The following is a 21,775-nucleotide window of genomic DNA, read 5'->3' on the forward strand; positions in this document are numbered from 1 at the left end:
CACTGATTCCAGTGCGGCGCATCGGGTTTTAACCATGATGGCGTTGCGGAGCGAAATATTCTCCCGCTAGTCCAATTGCTTCAGCGCGTCTTCCAACGGCACCCGCCAGCGCCAGGTGGCCTTCTGCTCGCCGCGGACGTGGCCATTGGTTATCAGCGCCACCGGCAGATCCCGCTTGACGAAGTTCAACAGGATCTTGTAGCCGCTCATGACCGCAAGCGAGGAGCCCATCACCAGCAACGCCGTGGATTCCGCTTCCAGTGCCGCGATACGCTCCTTGCGGTCGGCTGGAACGCTCTCGCCGAAGTACACCACGTCAGGTTTCAGCGCGAGCGATCCGCAGCGCAAGCAGGCCACCATGTTGAACCGGTCCACCAGGTACTGGGGCAGCTCCACATCGCCGTCGGGGTTCACCGCGCCGGGATCGATCTTCACGGCCTCCAGGTATCCCTCATTGGCTGCCTGGAGGCGCAGATCGAAGTCAATGCGATGCTCACTGTTCCCGCAGTCCAGGCAGCGGACAATCGACAGATCGCCATGCACCGGAATCACGCGCTTGGATCCTGCCTGCTGGTGCAGCCCGTCCACGTTCTGGGTGATGATGCCGCTGATTTTCCCCTGTTCTTCCCACTGCACCAAGCGCCGGTGAATGCGGTTGGGTTCGGCTTTGTCCATATGCCGCCAGCCGACGTAGCCGCGAGCCCAGTAGCGCTGCCTGGCTTCTGGACGGAAGCGGAATTCCTGATAGGTCATTGGCCGGTGGCGTTGCAATGAGCCATTGGGGCCGCGGTAATCCGGGATTCCCGAATCCGTGGATACGCCGGCGCCAGTCACTACGAGCACATTCCCGGCATCCAGCATCCGCTGGACTCCGTCCCGGGCCTCGTTTTCCGGCGAGGGCGCCGCTTGCTGCTCCACAATGCGCTGCATGGAGCGGATCGCCGAATGATGCGCCATCTGGATCGACAGTTCTTCTGGAGTGCTCACGTTCCACCTTAGTATTGCTGGGCACGACAAAGGCCGCAGCGACTAAAAGCTAATTTAGCTTAGTCGCTGCGGCTTGTCGCAAAATGTACTGAAGAGCTGTACCACTCAATGCTCAAGGTGTGGCACTCTGAGCCAAGGACTCCCGGCATCAGAAGACGAGGCTACTCGTCTTCGTCATCTCCCGAGTACTTCTTAGTCAGCTCGTCGTATTCCGAGTATTCGTCGTCATACGATGAATCATTACGCTCAGAATTCTGAGCATGATGATCGGACCGAACGCCCAACTCGCGTTCAAGTGCCGAAAGGTCAGTGGATGGCGAGTAGTACTTGATATCTCGCGCCTGACGCTGTGCTTTAGCCTTTTGACGGCCGCGCCCCATGGCGTGACCCCCTCTTTTCAGTAGAGTCGGGAGGTGGTCCACCTGTGAAAGGTGAAGGCCCCCGAATATGTGATCAGTTCTTTCGTAATTAAAGGTTAACACGATTCACCGGCGAGCGCTGAATGCAACACCCAACGAAACAGCTAGACTGTGGATTAGTCCAACGACTATGTATTGAGCCGGCGAGCGATCGCCCGACCCAACCACGAAGGAGCTCAACAGGTGGTGGAAAACAATCTGCCCGAGCCGCAGGCGGCTTTGCCGCCATTGCAGCCAGAACCGGAGAAGCCGAAGCGGCAGAGTGCCCAATGGGCCCTGATGATTGTCGCCGTTCTGGCGCTGGCCGCTGCAGTGGTTTTCGTGGTGTTGAGGCTCGTGGATCCACCTGCTTCGCCAACTGCGAACAATGTGGAACGCAATGAGAATCCAGGCCTCGACGGCATCATTGCCACCGGGATGCCGCCTACGCAGCTGGAGCAAGGCGATTGCCTGCGGGGATTCACGTCGCCACTGGATCCGCAGACCGTCGTGACCTGTGATTCCTCCCACAACGCTCAGGTGATCGGCATCTTCCAGGTCAACGGCGAGGAGTATCCCGGTGCCAACGTGCTGCTCACCCAGTCCGAAGACCTGTGCAAGTCGGTCTCGCTGGACCCGCGTGCAGGGTTGGATTCCACCTGGACCTATCACTTCTCCCGCCCATCGGAGAGCACCTGGGCCCAGGGCGACCGCACCGTTTCCTGCTTCCTGAGTCTTTCGGAGGGCACCGTCCGCAGCTCGTTGCTGCCCGAGGGCGCCGACGATGAAGATGCCGATAGCTCCGAAGAGAAGAAATCCGAGGACGAAAAGCCGGCCGACGAAAAGTCCAACGACCGGGAGACCACCGACAGCTAGGCAGCTTGAGTACAGCAACGGCGAGGGCGTGAACGGATTTCCATCTGTTCACGCCCTCGCCGTTGCCAGTTGCTAGGACTTCTTGGCCACCTTGAGCTTGTCGCCGACCTCGTCCAGGGTGACAGCCACGGTGTCGCCATCCTGCACCGCCCCAGCCAAGATCTCCTTGGCCAGCCGGTCGCCGATCTCGCGCTGCACCAAGCGGCGCAGCGGACGGGCGCCGTAGGCCGGATCATAACCGGTCAGGGCCAGCCACTCGCTGGCGGCCTGGTCGACCTCCAGGTTCAGGCGGCGATCGGCGAGGCGTTGCGCGAGCAAGTCGATCTGCAGCTTGACGATGCTGCCCAGCTCCTCGATGCTCAATGGATCGAAGAGGATGACCTCATCCAGGCGGTTCAAGAATTCCGGCTTGAACGAAGCGTTGACCACGTTCATCACCGCTGACTTCTTGGCCTCGTCTTCCAAGCTTGGATCCACCAGGAACTGGGAACCCAGATTGGAGGTGAGGATCAGGATGGTGTTCCTGAAGTCCACCGTTCGCCCTTGGCCATCGGTCAGCCGGCCGTCATCGAGTACCTGCAGCAGGATGTCGAAGACTTCGGGGTGCGCCTTCTCCACTTCGTCCAGCAGGATCACCGAGTACGGGCGGCGGCGTACAGCTTCGGTGAGCTGCCCTCCCTCTTCGTATCCCACGTAGCCCGGAGGGGCACCGACCAGGCGGGACACCGCGTGCTTCTCCGAGTATTCGGACATGTCGATGCGCACCATCGCGCGCGGGTCATCGAAGAGGAAGTCGGCCAGCGACTTGGCCAGCTCGGTTTTGCCGACACCGGTTGGACCGAGGAACAGGAAGGAACCGGTGGGCCGGTTCGGGTCGGCAATGCCGGCACGGGTACGGCGCACGGCGTCGGATACCGCGGCGACCGCCTGCTTCTGGCCCATCAGGCGCTGCCCGATGATCTCTTCCATCTCCAGCAGCTTCTGGCTTTCGCCCTGCAGCATGCGACCAGCCGGGATGCCAGTCCAGGCCGAAATGACTTCCGCAATGTCATCCGCGGTGACTTCCTCGGCGACCATGGTGTGCGTCTCGGCCTTGTCGGCTTCGGCGGCGGCCGCCGCATCCAGCTCCTGCTGCAGCGTCGGAATCTCCCCGTAGAGCAGGCGCGATGCCTTCTCCAGGTCACCCTCGCGCTGGGCCTTGTCGGCCTGGCTGCGCAGTTCATCGAGCTTGACCTTCAGATCGCCGACGCGATTCAGGCCAGCCTTCTCCGCTTCCCACTGGGAATTCAGCGCATCCAGCTTTTCCTTCTTGTCAGCCATGTCCTTGCGCAGGGCATCCAGGCGTTCCACCGAAGCCGGATCCGTCTCATCGGACAGAGCCAGTTCTTCCATGGTCAATCGGTCCACCTCGCGGCGCAGCTCGTCGATCTCCTCCGGCGCCGAATCGATCTCCATGCGCAACCGGCTGGCGGCCTCATCGACCAGGTCGATGGCCTTGTCCGGCAGCTGGCGTCCGGAGATGTAGCGGTTGGACAGCGTGGAAGCAGCCACCAGTGCGGAGTCGGCAATGGAGACCTTGTGGTGCGCCTCGTAGCGCTCCTTCAACCCACGCAGGATGGCGATGGTGTCGTCCACGCTCGGCTCGCCCACGTATACCTGGGCGAAGCGGCGTTCCAGGGCCGGGTCCTTCTCGATGTTCTCGCGGTACTCGTCCAGCGTGGTGGCACCGATCAGGCGCAGCTCGCCACGGGCTAGCATCGGCTTGAGCATATTGCCGGCGTCCATCGCACCCTCGGAGGCGCCAGCACCGACCACGGTGTGGATCTCGTCAATGAAGGTGACAATCTGGCCATCCGAAGCCTTGATCTCTTCCAACACCGACTTCAGCCGCTCTTCGAATTCGCCGCGGTACTTGGCACCGGCGACCATGGCACCCAGATCCAAGGAGATCAAGGTCTTGCCGCGCAGCGACTCCGGGACGTCGCCAGCGATCATGCGCTGGGCCAGGCCCTCGACCACAGCGGTCTTGCCCACGCCGGGTTCACCGATCAGCACTGGATTGTTCTTGGTGCGGCGGGAGAGCACCTGCACCACGCGGCGGATCTCGCGGTCGCGGCCGATGACGGGATCCAGCTTGCCCGAGCGCGCCAGGGCGGTCATGTCGGTGCCGAACTTCTCCAGGGACTGGAAGGTTGCCTCAGGATCCGGGTTATCGACCTTGCGGTCGCCGCGGATGGTCGGCAAGGTGCCCACCAGCAGTTCGCGGGTGGCGCCGAATTCGCGCAGGGCTTCACCCGCCTTGGTCTGGTCTGATGCCAGGGCGATGAGCAGGTGCTCGGTGGAGACGTAGGTGTCCCCCATTTCCGCGGCGGCCGCCTGGGCGTTGCTCACGACCTGCAGCAACTGCCGGGAGTACTGAGCTTGGGCAACCGAAGTACCGGAGCTGGAGGGCAACGCGTTGATGACAGCGCTCGCCTTGACGGAAAGCGCGTCGACATCCAACCCCGCAGTCTTCAGCAAGGCCACTGCGACGGACTCTCGCTGGTCCAGCAATGCCTTCAGCAGGTGCGCAGGTTCAATCTGCGGATTGCCTGCGGTTGAAGCGTTCATCCCGGAAGCTGAGAGAGCTTCTTGGCTCTTAGTGGTGAGTTTCGTGTCCACGCGCATCCTTTCTCTATTGGAGTGAACCCATAAACTTGAGTGTACTTAACTCAACTCTACTCCTAGTCCTAGTATTCCAGCTAGAGCAAGATTCTCGAGATATTTTTTCTTCCCTTTGCCTCGGCGGCAAAACCCCTTGTGGAGCGCGATTTGCAGTCTTAGGATGAGGCATGGCCAACCCGGATTCCCAAGATATTTTTTCCCTGCCCCACGATGAGATGGTCCAGGTATTCATCGATCAGCACCGGCAGATGCTGCTTTCCAGCCTCGACGGGCTGGACGAAGACGAAGCGCGGTTGAAGCTGGTTGAATCCAAGACCACGTTGCTCGGGCTGGTGAAACATGCGATCTTCGTCGAACGTGTCTGGTTTGGCGAAGCAGCCACCGGCAAGAGCCGGGCCGAACTGGGCATTGCGTCGTCGCCCAGCAAGTCCTTCGACTTGTCCGCGTCCGACACCATCGAATCCATTCGGCGTGACTATGCCCAGGCCATCGAACTGTCACGTGAAGTAGTCAAGGGCAAGACCGGGGATCACGTTTTCTCCGGCAATCGGCGCGGGTCGTTGCCGCTGCGCTGGATCCAGCTGCACATGCTGCGCGAATTGGCGCAGCATTGCGGGCACGCCGATATCCTGCGTGAGCAAATCCTGTCCGCACGGAATTAGCCGGCCACGCATCATCGGCAGGTACCGCGCATGCTGTTGCCAGCGCTCCGAGTCCTGCGAGGATTTCCAAGGCGACCCGAGACCTGGGCCGAAGAATTCACTCGAGCACTTCGTCCACCGCATCCTTCGAATTGCATATGACGCCTACCCAACTGGGCAAAGTCGAAGTACATTACAGATCAACATGACATCCGTAAACCAGAATTCTTCCAGGAGCACCGCTTCGGGTTAGGATTAAAGGACGTAAGGGAGTATTCACAATCGTTGAATCCGTCAATACGCAGGACTTCATGGTCCTGCCGGGTTTTACGGCCAACCACAGTGTCGGTGAAGAGACTTACTCGGACGCGTCCGCGCGCAACTTACGAAAGCAGGAATCCCTATGGGAGCTTCCCCTTTGATTTGGGGCATCACGATTGTCGTGATTCTCGCCCTACTGGCCTTCGATTATTTCTTCCACATCCGCAAGGCCCACGTTCCATCCCTGCGTGAAGCAGCGATCTGGTCCAGCATCTATGTCGGCTTGGCCCTCATATTCGGTGTGCTGGTGCTCATCTTCGGCGGCATCGACATGGGCGCCGAATACTTCGCCGGCTACATCACCGAAAAGGCCTTGTCCGTCGACAACCTGTTCGTCTTCCTGATCATCATCGCCAGTTTCAGGGTCCCCCGCGAAGACCAGCAGAAAGTACTGCTCTTCGGCATCGTCTTCTCGCTGATCGCCCGCACCGCGTTCATCTTTGTCGGCGCGGCGCTGATCAACCAGTTCGCCTGGGTCTTCTACCTGTTCGGCCTGATCCTGCTGCTCACCGCAGGCAACCTGCTGAAGAAGGACGACGAATCCGACGAGGCCAACAACTTCATCATCCGCTTGGCCAAGAAGCTGTTCCACACCACCGACAAGTACGACGGCGACAAGCTGTTCACCATGATTGACGGCAAGAAGGTCCTGACCCCGATGCTGCTGGTCATGGTGGCCATCGGCGGAACCGACATCCTCTTCGCCCTGGATTCCATCCCAGCGATCTTCGGACTCACCCAGAACGTCTACATCGTGTTCACCGCTACCGCGTTCTCGCTCATGGGCCTGCGCCAGCTCTACTTCCTGCTTGATGGATTGCTGGACCGCTTGATCTACCTGTCCTATGGCTTGGCAGCGATCCTGGCGTTCATCGGCGTGAAGCTGATCCTGCACGCGCTGCACGAGAACAACCTGCCATTCATCAATGACGGCGAGCACGTGATGGTCATCGAAATCAGCACCGGGCTGTCGCTGAGCGTGATCATCGGCGTCCTCGTGCTGACCATTCTCGCTTCGCTGTTCAGCAAGGCTGGCAAGGCACAAACCGCCATTGGCAACCTGCGCCGCCATGCGAGCAGCTACAACGACCTGAGCTACACCTCGGATCCAAACGAACGCGAACGCATCTACCGCGCCCTGGTGGAAGAAGAAGCGTATGTGAAGACCATGGAGAAGAAATACCGCGACAAGGCCAAGGACGTGGACAAGATCCGCGTCGAGGTCGCCGAGGCGCACCGCCAGCACGATGAGTACCTGAAGAGCTGATCCGATTCAGGCTTAGAGCAATGGCTGCCAACTCATTGGAGTTGGCAGCCATTGCCGTCTTGGTGCTGCCTAGCGGCGAACGTTGCCGATGTAATTGTCCGAAGGCACGATGACCTTGCCCAAGGGCATCAGGGACACCGGGATCATCTTCAGGTTGGCGATGCCCAGCGGGATGCCGATAATCGATACGAACATCGGGATCGCGGTCACCACGTGCCCGATGGCAATCCAGATGCCGGCAAAAATGATCCAGATGATGTTGCCCAGGGTGGAGAACGCGCCGACCGGTCCGTTGTCGACTACGGTGCGGCCGAAGGGCCACAGCGCATAGCCGGCAATGCGGAACGAGGCGATGCCGAAGGGAATGGTCACGATCAGCACGCAGCAGATGATGCCTGCCAGCACGTAACCCAGGGCCAGCCACAGGCCGCCGAACAGCAGCCAGATAATGTTGAGAATACCGCGCACTAAATCAGTCATGGCTACATTCTCCTTCTTTTACCTCTCATGCTCCATCGGGGATCACCCCGAATTCCCCCTAGGGGTGTCCAATCCCCCACCGTTCGGCACGCATCGATGCAGGTTGCTCGGCTAGGATTAATCATCATGAGCGAATCGAGCGAGCAGCAGCGTCCACCCCATGGCTCTGCCCCCAGGAACCCAGACCTTTTCCGTGCCGAGCCGGTGTCCTTCGTGCGTCGCGGCAACCGCCTGCAGGGCCGCCGGGCCAGCGCCTGGGAGCGCAATGCCGAGCAGTATGTCATCGAGCCGCCCCGCAAGATTGCCGACACCTCGGTTGCTGACGACTTCCAGCTCGATCCCGCCGAGGCCTTCGGCCGCACGGCACCGCTGATCGTGGAGATCGGCACCGGCCTGGGCGAATGCATCGCCAACGCCGCCAAGGACGATCCCGAGCGCAACTACCTCGCCGTTGAGGTCTACCGTCCAGGCCTGGCCCAGTTGATGCTGAAGGTCGAATCCTTCGGCATCACCAACGTCCGCGCCGTGCAGGCCAATGCCCCTGAGGTGCTCGACGTCATGCTTGATGAGAACAGCGCGGACGAGATCTGGATCTTCTTCTCCGATCCGTGGCACAAGCCGAGGCACCACAAGCGCCGCCTGATCAAGGCCTCATTCCTGGACAAGGTCTCCCGCGTGCTCAAGCCAGGGGGCACCCTGCGCTTGGCCACCGACTGGTCGAACTATGCGGAGCAGATGCGCGAGGTCCTCGAAGCCCACCCTGATTTCGAGAACCAGCATCCCGGAAACCTCTCCGGCGAGGAGAGCAACTTGACCAAGGTGCGCCGCGATGGCATGGAAGGCTTTGACCCCGAGCCTGACTTCATTGACGTCCAGGGCGGCTGGGCACCGCGTTTCGAGCGACGAATCCTCACCAGCTTCGAGGGCAAGGCGCTGAAGGCTGGACGCCTGGTCTTCGATTTGGCGTACACGCGCATCGGCTAGCGGCCGAAATGCATCAAGGAGGCCATGGAATCCCTAGGATGGATTTCATGGCCTCCTTTTCTGCTCAGAACCAGTTCTACTCCCAAGCCCCGAGCATGGAATATGCCGGGGTGAGGCTGGAACAACTGTCATTGGACCATGCCCCGGAGCTGATCCAGCTCGCCGCCAACGGCCAGCTGGATGAAGCATGGTTTGCCACCACCCCATCGGCCGAATCCATGCAGGCGGATATCGAGCGCCGTCTGGCGTTGCAGGAAACTGGAGCGATGGCTCCGTTCGCCATCATCGACCTGTCCACCGGCCAAGCGGTGGGGGCTACGAGCTACCTGAATATCGACGTGGCCAACCATCGCGTGGAAATCGGCTCGACATTCTTGGCCGTGCCCGCCCAAGGCACCGGGATCAATCCGGCGGCCAAGTTCATGCTGCTGCGCCGCGCTTTCGAGGAGTTGGATTGCTATTCAGTGGCTTTCTGCACGCACTGGCACAACACTGCGTCACGCGCAGCAATTGCACGGCTTGGCGCCAAACAGGATGGCGTGCTGCGCAATCACAAATATGATCCGAAGACCGGCACGCTTCGAGACACCGTAGTCTTCTCGATCCTCCCGCACGAGTGGCCTGCCGTGCGCACCCAGTTGGAAGCGCGCCTGGCGAGGCACGGACGGATCTAGCGGCCGATGGCGCGGCGTACAGGGAAGAGCGACACGGTCGGTTCACGTCGTTCCGGACGCATGCCCCGGGACAGCGAAACGATGTCGCCTCCAGCGGTGCCCGCGGCGAAGATGCGCGATTGGCCCTGGCGAACGGCGGACAGTTCTTGGCGAAGCCCATTGACTTCGGTTTGCAGATACGCGACTTGATCTTGCAGATCCAGGATGCGCTTGATGCCTTCCAGCGAGACGCCTTCCTTGCTCAATGACTGCACCTGGCGCAGCAGCGAGACGTCGCGTTGCGAGTAGCGGCGCTGCTTTCCGCTTTGCCGGCTGGGCGAAACCAAGCCGATGCGGTCGTATTGGCGCAGCGTCTGCGGATGCATGTCTGCAAGCTGGGCGGCGACGGAAATGACGAAGACAGGTCGCAGGTACTCCCCGTTCACGTTGCTTCTACCACCTTTCTGCAAGGGCCGACGATACTGGCCCTTTTGCCTTTGAGTCTATCTTCCCCGCCCTGCCAGTTCGATGCCAGGACAGGGAAAACAGGTTATTGGGTTCAGAGCTTGGCGTGGGCTGCCAAGTCCGCTCGCGGGTCCTCGCCCTCCGTGGCTGCAGCGAAGTCCTCCACGGCCTTCCTTGCTGCATCCGAGAGGTTCTGCGGAATCGCGACATCCAGGACGATCAGCAGATCGCCGGTGGCCTTGGAGGTCTTCACTCCGCGGCCCTTCAAGCGCAAGGTGCGTCCGGAGTTGGATCCGGCAGGCACCTTCACCGCAACGGATTCCCCGTCCAGGGTCGGTACGTGGATCTTTGCTCCAAGCACCGCTTCATCGAAGGTCACCGGCACGTGGATGCGGATGTTGTTCTCTTCGCGCTTGAAGAACGGGTGCTCGCTGACCTTGACCTTGACCAGCAGGTCGCCGTTGCCGGCAGCTCCTGGCTGGCCCTTGCCACGCACGCGCACCGACTGCCCGTCCTTGATTCCCGCCGGGATGCGCACGTCGATGACCTCGCCGTTCTGTTCGCGCAGGCCAATGGTGGTTCCCTTGATCGATCCGGAGAAGGAGATCGTGGTGCTGGCCGTGCGGTCAGCACCCTTGCGCGGCGGTGCGCTTTGGCCGAAGCCGCCGCCAAAACCGCCGCCGCCTCCGAACAGGTCGGAGAAGTCCGGCTGTCCGCCACGACCGCGAGCGCCGCCTCCGCCACCTCCGAAGAGGTTGGAGAAGATGTCCTCGAAGCCGGCCTGCCCGCCTGGGCCACCCGGTCCGCCACCCGCAGAGAACCGCGCTCCGCCGCCCATGGCGCGGATCGCGTCGTACTGCTCGCGTTCTTCCTTATCCGAAAGCACCGAGTTGGCTTCGGAGATGTCCTTGAATTTCTTTTCAGCGGCCGCGTCCCCCTGGTTGGTATCCGGGTGGTACTTGCGTGCAAGCTTGCGGTACGCCTTCTTGATGTCCGCCTCGCTGGCGTCCTTGGAGACGCCCAGAATGGCGTAGAAGTCTTTTTCGATCCAGTCCTGACTTGCCATCAGGGCCCCATCCTTTCAGTGCCAATTCGACACTGCCCACTGACGAGGACTCGGCAGTGGGCAGTATCGATTGTGCTATTCGTGGCTATTCGCCGGTGGCTACCAGCACCTGGGCTGCGCGCAGGATGTTGGTTCCCTTGCGGTAACCGGTGCGCAGCACCTGTCCCACGTGGTCGGCTGGAATCTCCGGAACAGCCTGGCGAAGCAGGGCTTCGTGGATGTTCGGGTCGAATTCCACGCCGGCCTCGTTGATGCGTTCCAGGCCATGCTGAGCCAGAATGCCATCCAGCTTGTTGGCGATCGACGCGAACGGGCCGTCGGCGAGGTCGCCGTGGGCTCGTGCCGCATCGATGTCGTCAAGCACCGGAAGCAGAGTGTTGAGCACGGACTGGACGGCGTTTTCACGCGCCACTGCCCGGTCACGTTCCACACGCTTGCGGTAGTTGACGTATTCAGCCTGCAGGCGCAGCAGGTCGTTGCGCAGTTCGGTTTCCACCGCACCGGCATCTTCCGGCTGCTCCGCATCGGCTTCAGCGCCAGCAGCAGCTTCGTTCAGGATCGCCTCGGCCTGACCCAGGGCGTCAGCAGTTGGCTGCTGGTCAGCGGCCTCGGGCTGGTTCTCCGGCTCCTGGCCGGAGTTCTCGTTCTGGTCCTTTGCCTCGGACATATTCCTAAACTCCCTACTTCTTGTCGGCTTCGTCTTCGTCGATGACCTCGGCGTCGACGATGTCTTCATCAGCGTTAGGTGCCTGCTCGCCTTCGCCAGTAGCAGCTCCCTCAGCCTGGGCGTTGGCGTAGATTGCCTCGCCCAGCTTGGTCTGCGAAGCCTGCAGCTTCTCGAACGCGTCCTTGACCTCGTCGTCGTTGTCCTGCTTCTCAAGAGCAGCCTTCAGTGCGTCAACGTCGGCCTGAACCTCAGTCTTGACCTCTTCTGGCAGCTTGTCTTCGTTGTCCTTGATCAGCTTGTCCACCGAGTAGGCTGCCTGCTCGGCAGCGTTGCGGGTCTCAGCAGCTTCGCGGCGTGCCTTGTCCTCTTCGGCGTGTGCTTCAGCTTCCTGAACCATGCGCTCGATGTCTTCCTTGGACAGCGAGGAGCCACCAGTGATGGTCATCGACTGCTCGGTGCCGGTGCCCTTGTCCTTAGCGGATACGTGCACGATACCGTTGGCGTCGATGTCGAAGGTGACCTCGACCTGTGGGATGCCGCGAGGAGCCGGTGCGATACCGGTCAGCTCGAAGGTACCCAGAGCCTTGTTGTCACGGGTGAACTCGCGCTCGCCCTGGAAGACCTGGATGGAAACCGAAGGCTGGTTGTCTTCAGCGGTGGTGAAGGTTTCCGAACGCTTGGTCGGGATGGCGGTGTTGCGCTCGATCAGCTTGGTCATCACGCCGCCCTTGGTCTCGATGCCCAGGGACAGTGGGGTGACGTCGATGAGCAGAACGTCCTTGCGCTCGCCCTTCAGCACGCCGGCTTGCAGGGCTGCGCCCACGGCGACAACCTCGTCAGGGTTCACGCCCTTGTTGGCTTCCTTGCCGGCCAGGTCCTTGACCAGTTCGGCAACTGCTGGCATACGGGTGGAACCGCCAACCAGGATCACGTGGGCGATGTCCGAAACTTTGACGCCTGCTTCTGCGATGACGTCATTGAATGGCTTGCGGGTGCGCTCCAGCAGGTCCTTGGTCAGGTCCTGGAACTTGGCACGCGAGAGGTGCTCGTCCAGGTGCACTGGGCCCTCTGGGGTGACCGAGAGGTACTGCAGCGAGATGTTGGTGCTGGTAGCCGAGGACAGTTCCTTCTTGGCCTGCTCAGCAGCTTCCTTCAGGCGCTGCAGGGCGATCTTGTCCTTGGACAGGTCTGCACCCTTGGCCTTGGCCTGGGCCAGCAGCCAGTCGACAACGCGCTGGTCCCAGTCGTCGCCGCCCAGGCGGTTGTCGCCTGCAGTTGCGCGGACCTGGATGGTGGAGAAGCCGTCGTCGTCCTTGCCGACTTCCAGCAGGGACACGTCGAAGGTGCCGCCACCGAGGTCGAAGACCAGGATGAGCTCGTCCTCGTTGCCCTTTTCCAGGCCGTAGGCCAGTGCGGCAGCGGTTGGCTCGTTGACGATGCGCAGGACGTTCAGGCCGGCAATCTCGCCGGCTTCCTTGGTGGCCTGGCGCTCTGCGTCGTTGAAGTATGCAGGAACGGTGATCACAGCGTCGGTGACCTTTTCGCCCAAGTACGACTCAGCGTCGTTCTTCAGCTTCATCAGGGTACGAGCCGAGATTTCCTGTGCGGTGTACTTCTTCTCGTCGACCTCGATGCTCCAGTCGGTACCCATGTGGCGCTTGACCGATGAGATGGTGCGGTCGATGTTGTTCACTGCCTGGCGCTTGGCGATGTCGCCAACCAGGACTTCGCCGCTCTTCGAGAAAGCAACGATCGACGGGGTAGTACGGTTGCCTTCCGCGTTTGCGATAACGGTTGGCTCACCACCTTCGAGCACGGAAACTACGGAGTTGGTGGTTCCTAGGTCGATACCTACGGCACGCGACATAATGGCTCTCCTTTGCCTTGGTTGAAAGTACTAACGCTGAGGATTTTTATCCTGATTGAGCGTTCTGGACTCAAGTTTACTCAGCCGCTTTCGACTGTCAAATTAACTTGAGCCAACCTCACTCAACTTTGCGTTCTGTCTTGTTCAACGAACAAAGTGCAAGAATGATTCCCATGCCGAAAAATAATTTTCAGACACAGGACACGCAAGGCACTCAAGGACAATCCACCCTGCGCTCCCGGCGCCTTAACCTACCGAAAAAACGGTCTTTCCGGGAGCTGGATCGCCGAACTCAAATTGCTGTAGTCGCCGCTGGAATTATCGAACTGACTTTGATGATTGCAGCATTGCGGGATCTACGTCGACGCCCCGTTCAGCTGGTGAGAGGGCCAAAACCACTGTGGGCCGTGGTCAGTTGCCTCAACGTACTGGGAAGCCTTTCCTACTTCATTTTTGGTCGTCGCAAAGACCCTCAAAACTGATTTACAGACACAATGGAACAACCCGCTCTCGCGAAAACGAGAACGGGTTGTTCGCTGTCAGCGTGGACGCCTTGGCAATGAAAACCTCGATTGCCGCACTGGCTCGATCAGTTCATCTGCCAACAATGTTCCTGCGGATAATCGCGACAGATGATCCATCAGGAATGCTCCCATCTACTACCTAACCGAGCCCTGAGGTTCCACCAACACCGCCGCAGTGCGCGCCGGAATAGTCAGCTCACCGGTGGCACTGTCGAACGAAGTCGACTTCACCCGGTCATCACTGCCTTTCGCAAGAGACTTGGCGAGCGAATAATCGTGACCTACTAATTCCTCAAGGGTCTGCGTGCTCTCCTTCGGCGAGGCATTGAAGAGCACCAAGGCCCCATCATGCTTACGATCAGCATCCTTGCCCACGGTATCGTCGATACGCATCACGATAATTCCTGGTTCGGCTTCGGCCCCACCCAGCGGGAAGCTCACCTTTTGCTCGATGAGATCAGCTGAGCCCAAACGCAAGAGACCTACCTCTTTACGAGTCCGCAGCAAGTCCAGAGCAGCGCCTTCAGCATCAGTCATGGCCTTTGCATCGGGCTTGAGCGCAGGGTCTTCTAATAGTGGAGCCATCAGATCCCACTTCTCACCGTTGTCCGCCTTGGGTGGAAGCCCGGAGCCAAAAGTATTCTCCACGCCGGAGAAGTCGATGCGGTTGAACCAGTCCCCCGAGTTATAGGAATTTCGGTCCAAAGACTTTGAACGCAATAACTCGGTTCCGGCATGCCAGAACGGAACAGCTTGTGAATACATCACGGTTGCTTGCGAGAGAGTATTCATTCGCACTCGATCTTCCATGGAAGTATCTCGTGGCAACTTGAGCACAGTGAGGTCGTAGAGCGTTTCGTTATCGTGCGCGTCAACATAGTTGATCACTTCCCCCGGCTGCGAGGCATAGCCCGCTTTCGCTCCGCGGTAATCCAACTCATCACCACGATGCACGCTGCCATCCGAAGTGAGGAACTCGAACCCTTCCAGGTTGCCAGCCAAGCCGAGCTTCACCAGGTCGGTTTCGTGCCCGAGATCTTTCAACGCTTCCTCGGTGCTCCCATTGGCCTTATTACCGTTGGGATCCGTGCCCAAGCCGGTACCAAAGCCCTGACGGAATGTTGAGGATGAATCAACAGGACTGCCACCATGAACGGCATCGCGCAGTCGGTCATTAAAGGTCCCGATGCCGGTACCGTTCAATTGCCCCTGAGTCGCTTGGTAGAAGCGAGCATTGTCCGCCACTTCACCAAAGTTCCATCCTTCGCCATACAGGTAAATGGACTTGCCATCCACTCCGTCGCGTCCCGGTTTCAGTTCATCCAGTGCGCTACGTACAGCTTCCATAGTTTCTCGAGAGTGGTGGCCCATGAGGTCAAAACGGAATCCATCAACCTTATAGTCCTTGGCCCACACCACCAGGGCATCAACCATCAGTTTCTGCGCCGCAGCATGTTCCGTGGCCAGGTTCTGGCAGCAGGTCGAAGTTTCGACTTTCCCAGTAGCATCAAGCCGGTGGTAGTAACCGGGCACGATCTTATCGAGCACACTGCGATCGGCTTGACCTGAGGCTGCCGTGTGGTTGAACACCTGATCAAGCACTACTTCTAGCCCCATGCTGTGCAAAGAACCGACCATTGAGCGGAATTCTTCCACCCGATTAGCGCCTTCAGGGTTCGTTGCGTATGAACCTTCCGGAGCCATGAAATGGAAGGGATCATAGCCCCAGTTGAATCCGTCCTCATCACCATGAGCGGTAACGCACTCTTGTTGTTTGCTCGAGGCTGCCGGCAGCGACTTCAGATCACAGTCCGTCTCAACACGTTGAGACTGTTCCTCCTCAATGGTGGCGATATCAAAACTTGGCAGCAGGTGAACGGTAGTCAGGCCAGCCTCGGAGAGCTGTTTGAGCTGCTTGCTTCCGGCTCCGTTGGCTCCAAACGCTCCGTAGCGGCCCCGCAGGTTCTCGGGCACCGAAGCATCTGAAATCGAGAAGTCACGGATCTGCAGTTCATAGATGCTGCGGTCCACGTCCTTTTCGACGTTTTTGGCTTTGGCCTTACGCCACTGTTTTGGCTGGTGGTGAGGATCCTCCAAGCTCACAGCCACCGAGTGGGTGGAATTAGTCGTGAGTGCTACCGAGTAAGGATCCGTCACGATGTTCGTTTCAATCTTGCCGGTTTCCGGGACAAAGACTTGGACTTCCCACCGGTACTTCGCCTCAGCCATCTGAGGCTTGCCCTTGACCGTCCACACACCGCTGTCCTCCGAATAGCTAGCAGCGTATCGTGTGGTCTTCTCCTTCTTGTCAGTAATCAGCAGTGTTGCGTTTTGGGCCGTGGGTGCCCAGAGCCTGAAAGTAGGGCGTTTCCCGGTGAAACTCACGCCGAGTTCTACATCTTCAAGCGCCTTGGCATAGAGATCATCGATAACACCAGCACTCTGGACTCCGGTGAAGGCGGTGAGTTTCTTGGAATCTCCTTCACCGTCGAATCGTGCCAAGGCCATTTGTGAGCGCAATGCAGAGGCTACGTCCTCACGTTTAAGGTCAATACGCAAAGCACGGTAGTCAGCAAGATGCGGGAACTTCTTACGTTGCTCTGCACTCAACCCGCCAATAACTTCTTTGAGCTCAAGTGGCTTCGCACCGGAGATCTCGTTTCCCTCCAATTTCAAGCCGGCGTCCTTGGCAGCGTAGAGGGCATAGCTTTCGCCACTACCCAGATCACGGGGAATAGCAATCGTATCTGCAGAAATCCACTGCGCTTTCATTTGACCAACGCCGTCGACTGTTTGGGTGTCAGAACCAATCTGCAGCAGGTGAGTCTTCGAGTCATAGCTGAAGCTCACCGGCTTCCCCTCGGTCACCGAGAGACTGTAGTTAGCACCTCCGGCAGCACCGTCAACGCCATAATTTTCCTCCCACCCGAAGTTATGCGACACCTTAAACTCGTAGGTGCCGGCCGGAATTTTCTCCGTAGTGAATTCGTAGGTACCGTCAGCATCTGGGTCAGCCATCAAAGTTGCCAAACAGGTTGGATCCCAGTCGGAAGCACAGCCCAACTCATCTTGAAAACTTCCCGGCAAGGTGATCATGGGACCTTGTTGATCACTTTGTACGATGTTATTGCGTGGATCGAAGAAGAACTTGACGGACCCGCCTTCGTGAGAATATTTGAGGTTGTCACCACCGGCAACGCCACCAACGCCGTAGTTCAGATCCCATGATCCGTTGATGGCTACCTTGTATTCATAGTCCCCTGCCGGGACTTCGAATTCACCAGAGTAGACCCCGCCAGGCTGTTCAGTAAGTTTGGCGGCCTCGCAGGCCGGATCCCAGTCCGTGACACAACCCATTTCGATGTTATGGCTTCCTGGCACGGTGACCATGGAGATGTCCGATTCAACCGGTTTTTCCTTCGCGAACCCGGATACATCGTTGCCCACGGAAGCATAAGTGGAAGCGGCACTGTATTCACCTGCGGCATTGGTACTCACCGCACGATATTCCACCAAGGTGCCTTGTGGTAGCGATGAAACGTCGTGGAAGACTCGTGGGGTGTGGCCTTCTGCCACGCCCAGTAGGTGCCACTTCTCGGTGCCTACTTCACGCCACGACATGCTTGTCTCAGCCCACGCCTGTTCGCCTAGATCCACGGATACGGGTGATACGCCGCTGAGCCCTGCCCCAGATTTTGGAGCGGAAATCTCAGGTGTGAAGGCAGCACTGTCTACGTCTTTGTCAGCTTTATAAACCACCGCAGATAGCGCTGGCACCGTCACGTTGAGTTTAGCGTCCGCAGCACTGCTGAGTTTGCCTTCCGCGCCATAGAGCGCTGAGTAACTTGCGTCGGAGGTCAGAGTCGACAACTCAATATCAGCGGATTCTTCCGAATTGTTCAGGGCCACCAAATATTCGGTTTTCTCGTCACGGTCCACACGCGAGAAAGCATAAACTCCCTTGGAATCTTGGGCGTATAGCTCTACTTGCGCCCCTCCCTTCAGCGCTTTGTTTGATCCGCGAAGTTTAGAGAGGGCCGCGATGTGCTGATACAGCGGAGAATCACTGTCATAACGATCTTGGTTTCCGAGCTTTTCTCCAGTAATCAATTCTTGGTTCTGATAGTCCGAGACTTGAGAAGCGAACAGTGATTGGCGAGAATCCTTGTCTCCACCGGTGCCGGCAAATCCTTGTTCGTCACCGTAGTAAACCACCGGCTGGCCACGGGTCAGGAACATCAGTTCATGGGCCAGTTCAACACGTTTGAGTTTCTGATTGCTGTTGTTCAGGAAGTACCCAATGCGTCCCATATCGTGATTACCGAGGAAGGTTGGTAAGGCATCAGCTGAGGTGTTTGCCGTGGTGTAGTAGTCATCCGCCGAGAACAGCGTGCTTAGCGTTTTGGCTGAATTTCCTCCCGCGAAACCGGCAGCCGCAGATTGGAACGTGAAATCAAGGACGGAATTCATTTCCGTCTTACGCACGTAGGGCGATAGCTTTTTTGCATCGGCATCATAAACTTCGCCAAACATGAAGAAGTCGTCTTTACCCTGGGCTCGTGCATAGTCCTGAACTTGTTTGGTCCATTGTTCCCAGAATTCGAAATTCACATGTTTTGCGGTGTCTATGCGGAAGCCATCAATTCCCAAGTCCACCCAGTTTTTGTAGACCTCTGCGAAACCGTTGACGACCTTAGGATTTTCGGTCATGAGGTCATCAAGACCTTGAAAATCGCCGTAGGTGACCGACTCGCCTTCCCATGTTGAGTCCCCGCGGTTGTGATAGAGCGTTGGATCATTGAGCCAGTCGGGAACCTTCTTGACTTGATCAGAAACAACCGGGGTATAGGGGAAGGAACTGGAAGCATCTAGCTCTGGGAAGGTATCACTGCCTGCGTAGTCCGCCGGGTCAAAGGCTTGGCCCTGAGCATCCTTATAAGGAACGGAAGATTGCTCAACGTAGGAATACTTCTTTTCCTTATTATCGATGAGATCTGCGGTGTGGTTCACGATAATGTCGAAATACACCTTGATGCCACGTTTGTGGGCGTCATCGATCAGTTCGGAGAGTTCTTCATTGGTGCCTAGATGTGGGTCGATCTGAGTGAAATCGGTGACCCAATAGCCGTGGTATCCGGCGCTGGCATCATCACCACTACCCTGAACCGGCATGTTCTTAAAACTGGGTGTGAGCCAGATGGCGCTGGTGCCAAGGCCTTGAATGTAGTCAAGCTTGGAGCGTAGGCCTGCGATGTCACCGCCTTCATAGAATCCTTTGTTCGTCGGATCAAACCCGGTGGTTAGCCGATCGCCTTCCAAACCGCCGGTGTCGTTAGCCCTTGACCCATTGGCAAAGCGGTCTGTCATAACGAAATAAAACTGCTCACCAGAGCCGGCTTGCCTGACCGGCGCAGAGACCAAATCGGCGTCAGTATCGGAATATTCTCCGCGAAGGTCCAGTGGTACAACCTGCGTCAGCCCCGTAGCCGTATCAAAGGTGAAGCGCAATCGGCTATCCGCGCTCAGTGCTAGGGGAATGTTCTCTTCGCCCCCGTCGAGTCCATAAGACGTGTCAAAGCTTTTGTTCAACGCTACTTTGTATTCATAGTTCCCCGCCGGAACCTCCACTTCCAGGCTGTATTGCCCTTCCTGGTCCGTGGATTGCAGACTGGTAGCTTCACAGTCAGCCATCCAGTCAGCGGAACATCCCAACAACGACTGAAAAGAACCGGCCAGAGTCACAGAAGTTTCATCTGCCGCGGCAGGAATACTAGCCAGTGGCGCCATGGGTGCGAGCGCCAGCATCGGGGTCGCGGCCAAGGCGGCGACCCAACGACGCCAACTACGTTTATGAAGGCCTGGTGGCAGTGACTGACTGCGCACGGAGGAAGCAGCGTTTCGGCTGTTCATGAAATGCTCCATTGAATTCGAAGGTGCGAGCGGCAGGCCACACTAGGTGGCTTGCCAGTGATTCAGCCCACACTACTGAGCGAATTCCATCAAGTGCAAGCGTTTCCAACATTTACACTCGGATGCAGGTAAAACATCAAAATTTTCAGTAATTTTCCAACTTATTACATGGGAAACGCTTGCACATTCTGGTGTAAAAGTCCCGATTCTCATTTTCCGATCCGCTCGCAACCCCACCACCAAAAAGAAGCCCCAGACAGCTTTTGGCTGTCTGGAGCTTCTTTTGGGTACTAGTTCTTAGCGCCTGCCGGTAGCAGGGCTTGATGCACGGCGTGGTCCACGTGAGCGGCCACCTGCGGCACCTGCAGCATTGCGACCACCGGATCGTGCTGAGCGCGAGGAGTTTGTTGGACGGTCCGCGTTAGCACCGCGGGCACCACGTGAAGGACGCTCGGTGTTGGGACCACGTGAAGGACGCTCAGCGTTAGCACCGCGTGATTCGCGTGCTGGACGCTCCGACTGGTTCGATGCACCGGAACGATCTGAACGGCGAAGGTCTCCACCGCGGCCAGGTGCCTCACCGGCAGGCTTCCCACCACGAGCATTTCGTCCGCCGCCACGCCCACCGCGTGCGTTCGAAGATTCGCCAGCAGGCTTCTTCTTCGCTGGGTTACGCTTCTGTTGTACTGGTGCGACATAAGGAACATGTTCAGCAACTTCGCCGACTACTTTGGCAACAACTGGCGAGTCCAGGCTGACCTTTTCAAAAGGTACCTTCAGGCCGGCCTGCTTCAGCAAGGAAGCAACGTCGCCCTGCTGATCAGGGGTGCAGATGGTCACTACAGTTCCATCCGAACCGGCACGTGCGGTACGGCCCGAACGGTGGGTGTAAGCCTTGTGCTCCGCAGGTGGATCAATGTGAACCACGAGTTCCACACCATCAACGTGCACGCCACGAGCGGCAACGTCGGTAGCGACAAGCACCTTCGCCTCGCCTGAAGCGAAAGCAGCAAGGTTGCGGTCACGGGCATTCTGCGACAGGTTGCCGTGCAGGTCCACTGCTGGAACGCCAGCCTTGGACAGGGTCAGCGCCATCTTCTTGGCGTGGTGCTTGGTGCGCATGAACATGATGCGGCGGGCAGTGCCCTGAGCCAGGACGCGGATCAGGTCCTTCTTATCATCGTTGCCGATGACGAAGACGTGGTGCTCCATGGTGTTCACAGCGGCCTCGGGCGCATCCACCGAGTGAATGGTCGGGTGGCTCAGGTAGCGCTTGACTACCTTGTCCACGCCGTTATCCAAGGTGGCGGAGAACAGCATGTGCTGGATGCCGGTTGGCATGCGGTCCATGATGCGGCGTACTACAGGCAAGAAGCCCATGTCTGCCATGTGGTCGGCCTCGTCCAGCACGGAGATTTCCAGCTGGGACAGGTCGACGATCTTCTGCTTGATCAAGTCATCGAGGCGGCCTGGGCAGGCGATGACGATGTCAACGCCCTCGTTCATGGCCTTTTCCTGGCGGCTCTGGGCCACGCCACCGTAGATCACGGTCGTGCGCAGGCCGGCAGCCTTCGCCAAAGGCTCAACGGTCTTGGCGATCTGGGTTGCCAGTTCGCGGGTTGGAGCCATGATCAGCGCACGGGGGAAACGAGCCTTGCGGCGCTGCGGGCGATCTGCCAAACGCGCTACCAGTGGAAGCGAGAAAGCCAGGGTCTTGCCGGAACCGGTCTGGCCGCGGCCCAGGACGTCGCCGCCGGCGAGAGTCGAAGGCAGGGTCGCTTCCTGGATCGGGAAGGCGGATTCGATTCCGCTGTCGGCAAGGACCTTGGCAAGGTATTCGGGCACACCGAGGGCGCTAAAAGTTACGGACATATTCAAACTTTCTCTCTGATTCGCACGCCTGATGCAGGCGTTGGGTTTCGCCGAGCCAGGAGGAAGTCCGCAACGTGCAAGGCCATGGCCTGCTACCAAAAGTGAACCGGCGGAGGTTGTCCGGGCGATCTAC

Annotated in this window: 16 protein-coding genes; 6 read left to right on the plus strand and 10 right to left on the minus strand. The window is 58.7% G+C overall.

Translation table 11 applies throughout. The annotated features are described in order from the left end of the window. Window positions 1–66 precede the first annotated feature (66 nt). Window positions 67–957: a Sir2 family NAD-dependent protein deacetylase gene (locus F0M17_RS12385; protein ID WP_149597751.1), complete on the minus strand. Its 891-nt coding sequence runs from the start codon at window positions 955–957 to the stop codon at window positions 67–69. Between the two features lie 191 nt (window positions 958–1,148). After that, window positions 1,149–1,367, minus strand: a complete 219-nt coding sequence (locus F0M17_RS12390; RefSeq protein WP_038991764.1) for a DUF3073 domain-containing protein — start codon at window positions 1,365–1,367, stop codon at window positions 1,149–1,151. A 222-nt stretch (window positions 1,368–1,589) separates the two neighbouring features. Here F0M17_RS12390 and F0M17_RS12395 point away from each other — a divergent pair, with 222 nt between their 5' ends. Beyond that, window positions 1,590–2,261, plus strand: coding sequence for a septum formation family protein (locus tag F0M17_RS12395; RefSeq protein WP_149597189.1), 672 nt, complete (start codon window positions 1,590–1,592; stop codon window positions 2,259–2,261). 72 nt (window positions 2,262–2,333) lie between these two features. On the opposite strand, the gene clpB is transcribed toward F0M17_RS12395, so the two are convergent. Next, window positions 2,334–4,922, minus strand: coding sequence for an ATP-dependent chaperone ClpB (clpB, locus tag F0M17_RS12400; protein ID WP_128471269.1), 2,589 nt, complete (start codon window positions 4,920–4,922; stop codon window positions 2,334–2,336). A 170-nt stretch (window positions 4,923–5,092) separates the two neighbouring features. Here clpB and F0M17_RS12405 point away from each other — a divergent pair, with 170 nt between their 5' ends. Next, on the plus strand, window positions 5,093–5,587 hold the full coding sequence (locus F0M17_RS12405) for a DinB family protein (protein WP_038991719.1): 495 nt from the start codon (window positions 5,093–5,095) through the stop codon (window positions 5,585–5,587). Between the two features lie 382 nt (window positions 5,588–5,969). Continuing rightward, window positions 5,970–7,154, plus strand: coding sequence for a TerC family protein (locus F0M17_RS12410; RefSeq protein WP_038991720.1), 1,185 nt, complete (start codon window positions 5,970–5,972; stop codon window positions 7,152–7,154). Window positions 7,155–7,223: 69 nt separating this feature from the next. On the opposite strand, the gene F0M17_RS12415 is transcribed toward F0M17_RS12410, so the two are convergent. Next, window positions 7,224–7,634 carry a YccF domain-containing protein gene (locus F0M17_RS12415; RefSeq protein ID WP_038991721.1) on the minus strand — a complete coding sequence of 137 codons (411 nt, stop codon included), beginning with the start codon at window positions 7,632–7,634 and terminating at the stop codon, window positions 7,224–7,226. Window positions 7,635–7,760: 126 nt separating this feature from the next. Here F0M17_RS12415 and trmB point away from each other — a divergent pair, with 126 nt between their 5' ends. Then, complete coding sequence (trmB, locus tag F0M17_RS12420) at window positions 7,761–8,618, plus strand: tRNA (guanosine(46)-N7)-methyltransferase TrmB (protein ID WP_038991722.1); 858 nt, start codon at window positions 7,761–7,763, stop codon at window positions 8,616–8,618. A gap of 47 nt (window positions 8,619–8,665) precedes the next feature. After that, window positions 8,666–9,292, plus strand: coding sequence for a GNAT family N-acetyltransferase (locus tag F0M17_RS12425; RefSeq protein ID WP_198934338.1), 627 nt, complete (start codon window positions 8,666–8,668; stop codon window positions 9,290–9,292). Here F0M17_RS12425 and F0M17_RS12430 read toward each other — a convergent pair. The 4 genes from F0M17_RS12430 to dnaK form a co-directional block, all read right to left on the minus strand. Further along, a complete protein-coding gene (locus F0M17_RS12430; protein ID WP_038991723.1) occupies window positions 9,289–9,717 on the minus strand; it encodes a heat shock protein transcriptional repressor HspR in 429 nt (142 codons plus the stop codon). The two genes, F0M17_RS12425 and F0M17_RS12430, sit on opposite strands and share 4 nt — an antisense overlap. A gap of 113 nt (window positions 9,718–9,830) precedes the next feature. Beyond that, window positions 9,831–10,802 (minus strand): DnaJ C-terminal domain-containing protein, encoded by a 972-nt coding sequence (locus F0M17_RS12435; RefSeq protein WP_038991724.1) that lies wholly within the window; start codon window positions 10,800–10,802, stop codon window positions 9,831–9,833. 85 nt (window positions 10,803–10,887) lie between these two features. Further along, window positions 10,888–11,469, minus strand: a complete 582-nt coding sequence (locus tag F0M17_RS12440) for a nucleotide exchange factor GrpE (protein WP_073705814.1) — start codon at window positions 11,467–11,469, stop codon at window positions 10,888–10,890. Window positions 11,470–11,482: 13 nt separating this feature from the next. After that, complete coding sequence (dnaK, locus tag F0M17_RS12445; protein ID WP_149597190.1) at window positions 11,483–13,336, minus strand: molecular chaperone DnaK; 1,854 nt, start codon at window positions 13,334–13,336, stop codon at window positions 11,483–11,485. A 173-nt stretch (window positions 13,337–13,509) separates the two neighbouring features. Here dnaK and F0M17_RS12450 point away from each other — a divergent pair, with 173 nt between their 5' ends. Beyond that, on the plus strand, window positions 13,510–13,818 hold the full coding sequence (locus tag F0M17_RS12450; protein ID WP_168202015.1) for a PLD nuclease N-terminal domain-containing protein: 309 nt from the start codon (window positions 13,510–13,512) through the stop codon (window positions 13,816–13,818). Window positions 13,819–13,995: 177 nt separating this feature from the next. Here the strand turns inward: F0M17_RS12450 and pulA are convergent, their stop codons facing one another. Together pulA and F0M17_RS12460 are read right to left on the minus strand one after the other, a co-directional pair. After that, a complete protein-coding gene (pulA, locus tag F0M17_RS12455) occupies window positions 13,996–19,770 on the minus strand; it encodes a pullulanase-type alpha-1,6-glucosidase (protein WP_149597192.1) in 5,775 nt (1,924 codons plus the stop codon). A 297-nt stretch (window positions 19,771–20,067) separates the two neighbouring features. After that, the gene (locus F0M17_RS12460; protein WP_149597193.1) at window positions 20,068–21,642 is read right to left on the minus strand and encodes a DEAD/DEAH box helicase; all 1,575 of its coding nucleotides are present in this window, start codon (window positions 21,640–21,642) and stop codon (window positions 20,068–20,070) included. Window positions 21,643–21,775 lie beyond the last annotated feature (133 nt).

Origin of the sequence: Glutamicibacter sp. ZJUTW, assembly GCF_008370855.1 — a bacterium.
Taxonomy (GTDB): Bacteria; Actinomycetota; Actinomycetes; order Actinomycetales; family Micrococcaceae; genus Glutamicibacter; species Glutamicibacter nicotianae.